The 12,368-nt window shown below is 70.9% G+C and carries 5 protein-coding genes; 2 read left to right on the top strand and 3 right to left on the bottom strand.

Translation table 11 applies throughout. The annotated features are described in order from the left end of the window. Positions 1 to 296 precede the first annotated feature (296 nt). The gene (gltB, locus tag AC07DF_RS21680) at positions 297 to 4,895 is read left to right on the top strand and encodes a glutamate synthase large subunit (RefSeq protein WP_478974631.1); all 4,599 of its coding nucleotides are present in this window, start codon (positions 297 to 299) and stop codon (positions 4,893 to 4,895) included. Then, on the top strand, positions 4,888 to 6,351 hold the full coding sequence (locus AC07DF_RS21675) for a glutamate synthase subunit beta (RefSeq protein ID WP_478973597.1): 1,464 nt from the start codon (positions 4,888 to 4,890) through the stop codon (positions 6,349 to 6,351). Before gltB ends, AC07DF_RS21675 begins: the two co-directional genes overlap by 8 nt. A gap of 101 nt (positions 6,352 to 6,452) precedes the next feature. On the opposite strand, the gene AC07DF_RS21670 is transcribed toward AC07DF_RS21675, so the two are convergent. The 3 genes from AC07DF_RS21670 to AC07DF_RS21660 are packed head-to-tail and all read right to left on the bottom strand — an operon-like array spanning position 6,453 to position 12,354. Then, positions 6,453 to 6,905 carry a hypothetical protein gene (locus AC07DF_RS21670; protein ID WP_478973594.1) on the bottom strand — a complete coding sequence of 151 codons (453 nt, stop codon included), beginning with the start codon at positions 6,903 to 6,905 and terminating at the stop codon, positions 6,453 to 6,455. Continuing rightward, positions 6,902 to 7,246, bottom strand: a complete 345-nt coding sequence (locus AC07DF_RS21665; protein ID WP_478973591.1) for a hypothetical protein — start codon at positions 7,244 to 7,246, stop codon at positions 6,902 to 6,904. Before AC07DF_RS21665 ends, AC07DF_RS21670 begins: the two co-directional genes overlap by 4 nt. Next, positions 7,243 to 12,354 (bottom strand): HD domain-containing protein, encoded by a 5,112-nt coding sequence (locus AC07DF_RS21660; protein WP_478973588.1) that lies wholly within the window; start codon positions 12,352 to 12,354, stop codon positions 7,243 to 7,245. Before AC07DF_RS21660 ends, AC07DF_RS21665 begins: the two co-directional genes overlap by 4 nt. Positions 12,355 to 12,368 lie beyond the last annotated feature (14 nt).

Raw genomic sequence — 12,368 nt, 5'->3', positions numbered from 1 at the left:
TGCGGGCAATGACGCTCGCCGCGCACCCCCAGCGGGAGGGGCGAAGACGCCTTTTCCGCCATCGGGCCCGACGGGCATCGATCTCACCCGGTCGTTCCGTACTGGCCCCCCATAGCTTCCACCGTCGGCGCGGAACCCCCACCGCGCACCTGCGGTGTCCGCATGTTGGAACGGATTATCCCGCTTCCCGAGAACCGCTCCATCATGTAACCTGCACGAAATTTTGCGATCACGCAGAGGGCCAACGTCGTCCCTCGGCACCTTGCATATGCCACATGACGACGACGGGAGAGCCGATGCGTACGCCGCGCCAGCCGTCCCAGCACTCCGCGAATGGCCAGAACTGGTCGTTCATGGATGCTCGCCCTGCTGCGCAGGGTATGTACGACCCCCGCAACGAGCACGACGCCTGCGGCGTCGGCTTCGTCGCCACCCTCACAGGCGAGGCGTCCCACACCCTGGTCGAGCAGGCTCTGACCGTCCTGCGCAACCTCGAACACCGCGGTGCCACCGGCTCCGAGCCCGACTCCGGCGACGGCGCCGGCATCCTGTCGCAGGTCCCGGACGCCTTCTTCCGTGACGTGGCCGGTTTCGAGCTGCCCGAGGCCGGCGGATACGCCGTCGGCATCGCCTTCCTGCCGGAGGACGCCACCGGCGACGCCGTCTCGAAGATCGAGACGATCGCGTCCGAGGAGGGCCTCACCGTGCTCGGCTGGCGCGAGGTGCCGGTCGCCCCCCAGCTGCTGGGCGCCACCGCCCGGTCGACCATGCCGGTCTTCCGCCAGATCTTCGTCAGCGACGGCGTTTCGGAGGGCATCGCCCTCGACCGCAAGGCCTTCGTGCTGCGCAAGCGCGCCGAGCGCGAGGCCGGCGTGTACTTCCCGTCGCTGTCCGCGCGGACCATCGTCTACAAGGGCATGCTGACCACCGGCCAGCTGGAGCCGTTCTTCCCGGACCTGTCCGACCGCCGGTTCGCCTCCGCGGTCGCGCTCGTGCACTCCCGGTTCTCGACGAACACGTTCCCGTCGTGGCCGCTGGCCCACCCCTACCGCTTCGTCGCGCACAACGGTGAGATCAACACCGTCAAGGGCAACCGCAACTGGATGGTCGCCCGCGAGTCCCAGCTCGTCTCCGACCTGTTCGGTTCGGACGACAAGGCCATAGAGCGGATCTTCCCGGTCTGTACGCCGGACGCCTCCGACTCCGCCTCCTTCGACGAGGTCCTCGAACTCCTGCACCTGGGCGGCCGTTCCCTGCCGCACTCCGTGCTGATGATGATCCCGGAGGCGTGGGAGAACCACGACTCCATGGACCCGGCCCGGCGCGCCTTCTACCAGTACCACTCCACGATGATGGAGCCCTGGGACGGCCCGGCCTGTGTCACCTTCACCGACGGCACCCAGGTCGGCGCCGTGCTCGACCGCAACGGCCTGCGCCCCGGCCGCTACTGGGTCACCGACGACGGCCTCGTCGTCCTCGGCTCCGAGGTCGGCGTCCTGGACATCGACCCGGCCAAGGTCGTCCGCAAGGGACGCCTCCAACCCGGCCGCATGTTCCTCGTCGACACCGCCGAGCACCGCATCATCGAGGACGACGAGATCAAGGCCGAGCTCGCCGCCGAGAACCCCTACGCGGAGTGGCTGGAGGCCGGCGAGATCGAGCTGGGCGACCTGCCCGAGCGCGAGCACATCGTCCACACCCACGCCTCGGTCACCCGCCGCCAGCAGACCTTCGGCTACACCGAGGAGGAGCTGCGCGTCCTCCTCGCGCCGATGGCCAAGGCCGGTGCCGAGCCGATCGGCTCGATGGGCACCGACTCGCCCATCGCCGCGCTGAGCGACCGCCCGCGCCTGCTCTTCGACTACTTCACCCAGCTGTTCGCGCAGGTCACCAACCCGCCGCTGGACGCCATCCGCGAGGAGCTCGTCACCTCGCTGCGCTCCGCGCTGGGCCCGCAGGGCAACCTGCTCGACCCGAACGCGGCCTCCTGCCGCAGCGTCCTGCTGCCCTTCCCGGTCATCGACAACGACGAGCTGGCCAAGCTCATCCACATCAACGCCGACGGCGACATGCCGGGCTTCAAGGCCGCGACGCTGTCCGGCCTGTACCGGGTGCACGGCGGCGGTGACACCCTGGCCGCGCGCATCGAGGAGATCTGCGCCGAGGCCGACGCCGCGATAGAGAACGGCGCCCGGCTGATCGTCCTGTCGGACCGCCACTCGGACGCCGAGCACGCGCCGATCCCGTCGCTGCTGCTCACCGCGGCCGTCCACCACCACCTCATCCGCACCAAGCAGCGCACCCAGGTGGGCCTGCTGGTGGAGGCCGGCGACGTCCGCGAGGTCCACCACGTCGCCCTGCTCATCGGCTACGGCGCCGCCGCCGTCAACCCGTACCTGGCGATGGAGTCCGTCGAGGACCTGGTCCGCGCCGGCACCTTCCTGCCCGGCATCGAGCCCGAGAAGGCCATCCGCAACCTCATCTACGCCCTGGGCAAGGGCGTGCTGAAGGTCATGTCCAAGATGGGCATCTCGACCGTCGCCTCCTACCGCGGCGCCCAGGTCTTCGAGGCCGTCGGTCTCGACGAGGCCTTCGTCGAGAAGTACTTCAACGGCACGGCCACCAAGATCGGCGGCGTCGGCATCGACGTCATCGCCAAGGAGGTCGCCGCCCGCCACGCCAAGGCCTACCCGGCCTCCGGCATCGCCCCGGCGCACCGCGCGCTGGAGATAGGCGGCGAGTACCAGTGGCGCCGCGAGGGCGAGCCGCACCTGTTCGACCCGGACACGGTCTTCCGCCTCCAGCACTCCACGCGCTCCGGCCGCTACGACATCTTCAAGAAGTACACCGAGCGCGTGAACGAGCAGTCCGAGCGTCTGATGACGCTGCGCGGCCTGTTCGGCTTCAAGTCGGGCCGCCAGCCGATCTCCATCGACGAGGTCGAGCCGGTCTCCGAGATCGTCAAGCGCTTCTCGACCGGCGCCATGTCGTACGGCTCCATCTCCCAGGAGGCGCACGAGACCCTCGCCATCGCCATGAACCAGCTGGGCGGCAAGTCCAACACCGGTGAGGGCGGCGAGGACCCCGAGCGTCTGTACGACCCGGCCCGCCGGTCCTCCATCAAGCAGGTCGCCTCCGGCCGCTTCGGCGTGACCTCCGAGTACCTGGTCAACGCGGACGACATCCAGATCAAGATGGCCCAGGGCGCCAAGCCCGGCGAGGGCGGCCAGCTGCCCGGCCACAAGGTCTACCCGTGGGTCGCCAAGACGCGTCACTCGACGCCGGGCGTCGGCCTCATCTCGCCGCCGCCGCACCACGACATCTACTCCATCGAGGACCTGGCCCAGCTGATCCACGACCTGAAGAACGCGAACCCGCAGGCGCGGATTCACGTGAAGCTGGTCTCGGAGGTCGGCGTCGGCACGGTCGCCGCGGGTGTCTCCAAGGCGCACGCGGACGTCGTCCTGATCTCCGGTCACGACGGTGGTACGGGCGCCTCGCCGCTCACCTCGCTGAAGCACGCCGGCGGTCCCTGGGAGCTCGGCCTCGCCGAGACCCAGCAGACGCTGCTGCTCAACGGCCTGCGCGACCGCATCGTCGTGCAGACCGACGGCCAGCTCAAGACCGGCCGTGACGTGGTCATCGCCGCGCTGCTCGGCGCCGAGGAGTTCGGTTTCGCGACCGCGCCGCTGGTCGTCTCCGGCTGCGTCATGATGCGCGTCTGCCACCTGGACACCTGCCCGGTCGGCATCGCCACGCAGAACCCGACGCTGCGCGAGCGCTACTCCGGCAAGGCCGAGTACGTCGTGAACTTCTTCAAGTACATCGCCGAAGAGGTCCGCGAGATCCTCGCCGAGCTGGGCTTCCGCTCCATCGAGGAGGCCGTCGGTCACGCCGAGGCCCTCGACGTCACCCGCGCGGTCGACCACTGGAAGGCGCAGGGCCTGGACCTGGAGCCGCTGTTCCACGTGCCCGAGCTGCCCGAGGGCGCGGTCCGCCACCAGCTGATCGCCCAGGACCACGGTCTGGAGAAGGCGCTCGACAACCAGCTGATCAAGCTGGCCGCCGACGCCCTGTCCGCCTCGGACGCCACCGAGGCCCAGCCCGTGCGCGCCCAGGTGCAGATCCGCAACATCAACCGCACGGTCGGCACCATGCTCGGCCACGAGGTGACGAAGAAGTTCGGCGGTGCGGGCCTGCCCGACGACACCATCGACATCACCTTCACCGGCTCCGCGGGCCAGTCCTTCGGCGCGTTCGTGCCGCGCGGTGTCACCCTGCGCCTGGAGGGCGACGCCAACGACTACGTCGGCAAGGGCCTCTCCGGCGGCCGTGTGATCGTCCGCCCGGACCGGGGCGCCGACCACCTCGCCGAGTACTCGACGATCGCGGGCAACACCATCGCCTACGGCGCGACCGGCGGCGAGCTGTTCCTGCGCGGTCGCACCGGCGAGCGGTTCTGCGTCCGCAACTCCGGCGCGACGGTCGTCTCCGAGGGCGTGGGCGACCACGGCTGCGAGTACATGACCGGCGGTCACGCGGTGGTGCTCGGCGAGACGGGCCGCAACTTCGCGGCCGGTATGTCCGGCGGTATCGCGTACGTCATCGACCTGGACCGCGACAACGTCAACGTCGGCAACGTGGACGCCGTGGAGCCGCTGGACGACACCGACAAGCAGTGGCTGCACGACGTGGTCCGCCGCCACCAGGAGGAGACGGGCTCGACCGTCGCCGAGAAGCTCCTGGCCGAGTGGGACACCGCCGTCGAGCGTTTCAGCAGGATCATCCCCAGCACGTACAAGGCAGTGCTCGCCGCCAAGGACGCCGCCGAGCGAGCCGGTCTCTCCGAGACCGAGACCCACGAGAAGATGATGGAGGCGGCGATCAATGGCTGACCCGAAGGGCTTTCTGAACCACGGCCGCGAGGTCGCCAAGTCCCGCCCGGTCGAGGAGCGCCTCAAGGACTGGAACGAGGTCTACGTCCCCGGCTCCCTGCTGCCCATCATCAGCAAGCAGGCCAGCCGCTGCATGGACTGCGGCATCCCGTTCTGCCACAACGGCTGTCCGCTGGGGAACCTCATCCCCGAGTGGAACGACTACGCCTACCGCGAGGACTGGGCCGCCGCCTCCGAGCGGCTGCACGCGACGAACAACTTCCCGGAGTTCACGGGCCGTCTGTGCCCCGCTCCCTGTGAGTCGGCGTGTGTGCTCGGCATCAACCAGCCGGCCGTCACCATCAAGAACGTCGAGGTCTCGATCATCGACAAGGCGTGGGAGACCGGGGACGTCGCCCCGCAGATCCCGGAGCGCCTGTCCGGCAAGACGGTCGCGGTCGTCGGCTCTGGCCCGGCCGGTCTGGCCGCCGCCCAGCAGCTGACCCGGGCCGGTCACACGGTCGCCGTCTACGAGCGCGCGGACCGTATCGGAGGCCTCCTCCGCTACGGCATCCCCGAGTTCAAGATGGAGAAGCGGCACATCAACCGCCGTATCGAGCAGATGCGCGCGGAGGGCACCCGCTTCCGCACGGGCATCGAGATCGGCCGCGACCTGAAGGCGACGGACCTGAAGAAGCGGTACGACGCGGTGGTCCTGGCCGTCGGCGCGACCACGGCCCGCGATCTGCCGGTGCCCGGCCGCGAGCTCAAGGGCATCTACCAGGCCATGGAGTACCTGCCCCTGTCCAACAAGGTCCAGGAGGGCGACTTCGTGGCGCCCCCCATCACGGCCGAGGGCAAGCACGTCGTGGTCATCGGCGGCGGCGACACCGGCGCGGACTGCGTGGGCACCGCCCACCGGCAGGGCGCGGCCTCCGTCACGCAGCTGGAGATCATGCCCCGCCCGGGCGAGGAGCGGAACGCGGCCACTCAGCCGTGGCCGACTTTCCCGATGCTGTACAAGGTCACCTCGGCCCACGAGGAGGGCGGCGACCGCGTCTACTCGGTGTCGACGACCCACTTCGAGGGCGACGAGGACGGCAACGTCCAGTGGCTGCACCTCACCGAGGTGGAGTTCATCGACGGCAAGCTGACCCCGAAGCCGGGCTCCGAGCGCAAGATCCCCGCCCAGCTGGTCACCCTCGCCATGGGCTTCACCGGTACCGACCGCGACAACGGCCTGGTCGACCAGTTCGGCCTGGACCTCGACGAGCGGGGCAACATCGCCCGCGACGCCGACTTCCAGACCAACGTGCCGGGCGTGTTCGTCGCCGGTGACGCGGGCCGCGGCCAGTCGCTCATCGTGTGGGCGATCGCGGAGGGCCGCTCTGCCGCGCGCGGGGTGGACCGCCGGCTCACGGGCGTCAGCGAGCTGCCGGCTCCGATCCGCCCGACGGACCGTGCGCTGATGGTCTGAGCGCACCCCAGAACGTCCCGTACAAAGGCGTGCGGAACACAGACGGCGCCTGCCCTACAGTCCCCGACCGGACGACCGGGCAGGCGCTGTCGCATGTCCGCCTACTTGCCAGGGGCGATCCACGTGACGATGACGGCGGCAGCGACGCACAGCACGCCGGCCAGGGCGAGCCAGCGCGCGCACTCCACCAGCCGCCAGATGGTCTTCGTCCGCTTCTTCTCGTACCGCAGCAGCCTGCCCGCCTCCAGCAGGATCTCCTCACCCGGCCGCCCGTGCACGGCGACGACGCCCAGCCAGGATGCGGCGACGAGAGCGACGAACCCGGCGATCAGCAGCCCGATCACCCACCAGCGCGTGGGGTCCCCGAGCTTGCTCAGGTCCTCCTGGCCCTTGAGGACGAAGACGGCCGTGAGCAGGCCGGTGAGCGAGGCCAGGAAGTTCCGGTAGCCCTCGGCCTGTTGCAGCGCCGCCTGCAACTGCCGGTCCGGAGAGGCCGCCTCGCGTCCCCGGCGGTCCGCGTCGCGGAGCTGCCGGGGCGTGGGCGTGAAGGTCATGGCGTCGCTCCGGCGGACTGCCCGGCGCTGGGCGGCGGCGCGATGGTCAGCAGGGCACCACAGCCCAGGGGCTCGCTCGCGGGACGGTTCATGTGCAGGGTGCGGCACTGGCACACCGTGTAGTACGGCTCGGGCCCCGGCTCCTCGCGCCGGCCGAGGAAGCCGCCCTTGGCGACCAGGGGCTGTCCGAAGGTCCAGGTCCGCGTCATCGGGCAGGTGCAGACCGGGCAGGTCCCGGAGGCTTCGTACGAGGCGTCGTCGCCGTTGCTCCGGACGGCCCAGCGGAAGGCGAGGACACCGGGGTGGACGGCGTCGGGGTCGTACTCGATCGGGGGCGTCACTCGGGGGTGCCTTCCAGGTGCGGGGCGGGGGCGGGGAGTTCGAGGGAGAAGAGACCCGCGTACCGGGCCAGCCGATCGCGGACCTCGGCCTCGGACAGGTCCGTCTCCTCCGCGCAGAGCGCGATGTGGTCCTCGGAAACGGTGCCGGACAGGGCCGGGGCCCGGCCGGTGAGCTGCTCGGTGAGGATGATCAGGTCCTGCCAGTCAGGGACGCGGCCGGCCACCTCGCCCTCCGGCTCGCGGACGGTGACGTCCAGCCCGAGACAGGCGAAGGGGGCGTATCGGGCGTAGGTCTTGCCGAGGGACCAGCCGAAGCGGCCGGCGGTGCGGATGAGTTCGAGGGGGCCGAGGACGCCCTGCCCGAGCAGGCCGTCGTCGAACGCGACCAGGTCGAAAAGGTGCGGTGTGAAGTCCCGCAGGGCGGCGGCCTCGGGAGCGTCAGGGTCGCACGGGGTCGAGGGGGCGCCCAGCGGGGTGAACCGGCTCAGGCGTGCGAGGGACTCGGCGACCGTGCGGCGCGTACTGCGGGCATGCGCCAGCAACTGCTGAATCGTGAGCTCGGGAGCGAATCCCTTCCACACGGCGAGCGCTCTCGTGTCCTCGGAGGTCGCCTGCAGCTCCAGGACCTCGGCGGGGAGCCGGTCGACGGACAGGGGCAGATGGAGGTCCTCGCCGGTGAGCCTCTCCACGACATCGCCGACCGTCCGCCGTTCGACCACGCTGAGCTGAACCAGGGCAGCGGCCGGGATGCTGTACTCGCGCAGCCGTAGCGTCCCGCGGGACGGGAAGCTGCGGACCAGCGGGTGGTTCCCGGAAGCAAGCTGGCGGATCGTCTGGTCGATCCGGCCCTCGAAGTCCGCGGAGAGCAGCCCTGCCGCATCCAGGCGACGCAGAACGTCCTCGGCCTCCTGGAGATCGACCCTGGAGGCTGAGCGCTCGATCGGCGGGGGTGGGGCGCCGTCGCCCGTGAGGGCCTTGATGAACTCCCAGGGAGAGATGCGCTTCTCGCGGCTGCGCCGGACGGCGCGCAGCGCCGCGAGTGCCAGGCGGGGCGGAAGCCAGTCGGCCACCGCCTCCGGCGGCAGCGCGGCCTCGACGCCCGTCACCGGCGTGAGGGCGTTCACGCGTGCGGCCAGCTCACGGGGCCGAAGCCCCAGCTCGGCGGCGAACAGCAGCAACTCGACGAGCGACAGATCGTCGTCGCGGTACGCCGGCCTGCCCCCCGGGCCAACGAGGGAGCGGTTGAACAGCGGGCGTTCCGACGGCTGGAGCGGACCATGAGCGAGTGCCTCCTGCGACGGTTCCGTCCGCAGGCTGAAGCCCAGCGGCTCGAAGCGCCGGATCCGCGCCACCAGGTCACGGACGGAGACACTCGCGTCGGCCCGGGTGAGGATGTCGATGACGCGCAGCTCGCCGGGCCTCATGGGCCCCTCCGGGTCCAACTGCTCGTTCACCAGCAGCGTCGCGTCGGCAGGGGCGGGTGTCGAAGTGAGCAGGTCCTCGTCGAGTACGGGCGGGGCGGGCAGGTCGGGATTCCAGGCCCGGAGTTGCTCGAGCAAGGCCACGGCCCCACCCAGGGGAATCCGGTACCGCGCCGCGATCAGGAGCAGCGGCGCGTGCCGGGCCGGCTTGAGGCGGGGACTGACCTCCTCCGCACGGCGCACCGAACCGTAGGCGACGCAGAGGTCGATCAGTGCCCAGTTCGGCCGCACCGTGCGCAGCGCACGGATGTCCGGCGCGGCGGGAACGCAGAGCCCGGCGATCGCGTAGCGGCGCAGAGCCTTCAGGGTGCTGCCCACCGGTACCTCTGCCGCGCGGGCGGCGGCCAGAACCGTCTCCCACTCACGCGGCTCGGAGTTCTTCGGGAACAGAACGGCGTCCAGGCTGCGCGGTTCCGGATACCCGGCGGGCCGGAACGGCGGCCCCGCGTCGGGCACGCACAGCCGGGTGTCCTGCCACTTCCGCACCAGGGCGGCCTCGTGCTCCCCCAGGACCGAACGCCAGGCAGAGCCCGTGGTGCTGATGTCCGCGTCGACCGGCAGGCATCCCGCTGCCGTCAGGCTCACCGCGCGCGGCAGCTGATTGCGACGGGCCGTCCTCGGCGGATCGATGACGGCGGTGACATCAGGCGGCAACGAGTCGAGCACCTTGACGGCGAGCTGGGGAGAGAGGGTGGCGAGCTCCCACAACCAGGAGAGCGAGACCTCGGTCCACTGCGGCGTGGCCCTCTCCGTGGCCTCCAGGAGTTCTGTTGTCACCGCCGGAGCGTCCCAGGAGATGAGGCTGTTGCGGTCCACGCTGGGCTCGGGGCGGTGCCGCTCACGCAGGTTGACGATCCGTCCGTAGACCTCGGGCGCGTCCTTGATCACGACCCCGTCCAGCAGCCACTGGCCCTTGCCCTGCACCAGCCAGATGTCGCGGGCTCCCTGTACGGCGTCGTAGCGCCAGGGCTTCGGCGTCGGAGCGGTGAGCATGCCCGGCTCCCAGCGGGAGTGCTCCGGGACGGAGCCGGGAGCGTTGTCGGCGAACTCCCATGCCTCCACCTCGAAGTCCGCCACCCACAGGAAGGACTCGAGGGTCTCGATCAACGAAGGCCGCTGCGCCTGGTCCTGCCCCAGATACAGCCGAACCCGAGTCCCCCCGTCCAGCGCCACATGCGGATCCTCGCCGATCCGCAGCAGCCCCGAGCCCGACTGGATGTCGGCGCGCAACGGTTCCACCTGGGGTGCGCGGCCGTAGTGGTCGACCGGGCTCGTCCAGACGACCACCTCCTCGGCGAGCATGAAGTAGCTGAACACGCCGATGCCGAAGCGGGAGTTGAGGGGCATCTCGCCGAGTTCGGCGCGGCGCCAGTTGCGTCGTTCCTGGACGAACTCGGGGTCCTGCTCGTACCGCTTGCCGGCGCGGGCGAACATCGAGGTGAGCTTGGCGCGGTTCATGCCGGAACCGTTGTCCGTGCACTCGATGTAGGGCCTGCCGTCGGCGTCCCAGCCCTGCGTGAACGTGATCTTCGGCTGCCAGTCGGGCCCGGGCCGTCCCTGTGCCGCGCCGTACTGGCGTCGCATGTGACGGTAGCGGCAGGCGTCGAGCGCGTTCTGGTACAGCTCCCGCACCGCCAGCATCGGGTCGCCGTAGAGCTGGGTGCCCATCAGCAGGGGCCGGATCTCGTCCTCGGCCAGCCGGAAGCGCTCCAGCGGCTGCTTGTACCGTTCGGCGACGGGGACGAGCTGGTCGGTGGTGACGCGCTCGGGGAATCCGCGCAGCAGCGGCGGCGGGGTCGTGCGCTGCTTCTGCCACTCCTGGTGCAGGGAGCCCACGGTCGCGCTCGTGCGCGCGGCGAGTTCCTCGACGGCCACGTGCAGCGCAGGGTGGGGACAGGGGAAGCGGACGGTGAGCTCGTAGGCGCAGTCGTCCTGTTCGCCGAGGGGCGTCACGTCGTAGCCGAAGTCGGCCGACAGGGCGGCCACCACCTCGGCCGGGTCCAGGGGCTCATGCGCGCCGAGGTGGTCGACGAGGACGCTCGACATCCGGCGCGGATCGGCCGCCTGGAGACCGGCCGTCCACAGCAGCCGGGCGAGATCCGGGGCCCGCCACGAGTTCCCGGGCACCGGCGGATACGTGACCCATTCGTCGCCGCCGCGCGCGTCGTTGATGCGGGGGCTGGAACTCGGATGGACCGTCAGATGGCCGAGTACCTGCCGCAACTGCCCGTCGATGCCGAGCCTGGTCGCCTCCCTGACCGGTGCTGCCGCGGGGTCGGCGGCCGCGTCGAGGACCGCGCTGACCAGCAGGTCGAGGATCGTGTCCACGGCCGCGTAGTCGCCGGTGCGCTCCCAGAGCAGGTCCCAGTCCGTGATGAAGCGGTGCCGCAGCCAGTGGTCCGCTGCAGTGGTCTGCTCCTTGAGGCCACGGCGGCGCAGGGTCGCGACGGTGCGCCTGACCTGGGAGTGCGCGCGGGACACGTCATGGGCGGCGTCCCGCACCAAGCGGTCGTGGCCTTCGAGAGCGTCGTCCGCCGTGCTTTTGACGTCCATGCCCTCGGGCATCGTCCGGCGCAGCTCCTCGAGCGCGATGGCGACGATGCCCTCCTGCACCACGGGCGCGGCGAGCAGCGCCGCGGTCTCGGCGGGCGAGAGCAGGTCACGGCCCTCCAGACGGGCCCCCTTCACCAGGATCTCCGTCCGCTCGACCACCCGTACCGGATACGTCGGGTCGGCCCACGGGTCGTCGCGGTGCGCGCCCTCGGTGGAGAGGGAGTCCACGATGTGCTCCACGAGCGCGCCGAGCCGCTTCTTGACCCGTTGGTGCACGGCGTCGGTGCCCGAGGTGTACTCCCACAGGCTCGACTGCTCGATCATGGTGGTCCACCGGTACGCCTCCTGCGCGCCCTCGCACAGCACGGGCCCGGGGCCGTCCGCGTTCAGCCCGTGCGGGAAGTACCGGTCGACGGTGGGCGGTCTGACCCCCGCGTCGGAGGCGTTCCTGCGCACAGCGGACCGCGTGTACCGGACGAGGTCGGCGAAGGTGGTCGGCTGGGTCGTCGGCGCCAGCGCCTTGGCGAGGGCGCGGCCGAACCAGCTGCCTTCCTGGGGGTCGGCGTAGGAGCGCTCGCCCCGGCCGCAGCTGTACAGCCAGTACACGTCCTCGGCGGCCGAGAGCACCGTCGCGATGCTCTGCTGGGCCAGGGGCGTGGGCTCCTCGGTGCGGCAGGTGTCCAGGCACACCACCGTGGTCACACCGGGCGGCAGACCGTCGAGCAGTCCCTCGGGGTCGGCGGCTATGAGCGTGCGGTCGAGCAGGGACCGGCCGCCCGCCGGGTCCGCGCGGCCCGGCTGTACGTCGGCGGGCAGGAGATGGTCCCGCTTGCCCACGGTCGTACCGTGACAGGAGATGTAGAGGAACGCGGTGTCGCCCGGGGAGCACTCGTCGAAGAACTCCTGGAGGGCGCCGAGCAGTTCGAAGCCGCCCGGGTCGTTTAGCGGCCTCACCTCGTAGTGCGACTGGCGCAGCGCACGGCTCACGAGCTCGACGTCCTCGACGGCGCTCTCCAGGGCGGGGAAACGCCGGGCCAGATGCTCGTCCCGCTCCAGCGCGGGGGTCCGCCCCACCCCGACGACCAACG

It is taken from the genome of Streptomyces sp. NPDC044719, assembly GCF_056433405.1.
The sequence above is the reverse complement of the archived record's forward strand: the minus strand, read 5'-3'. Positions and strand labels throughout refer to the sequence as shown.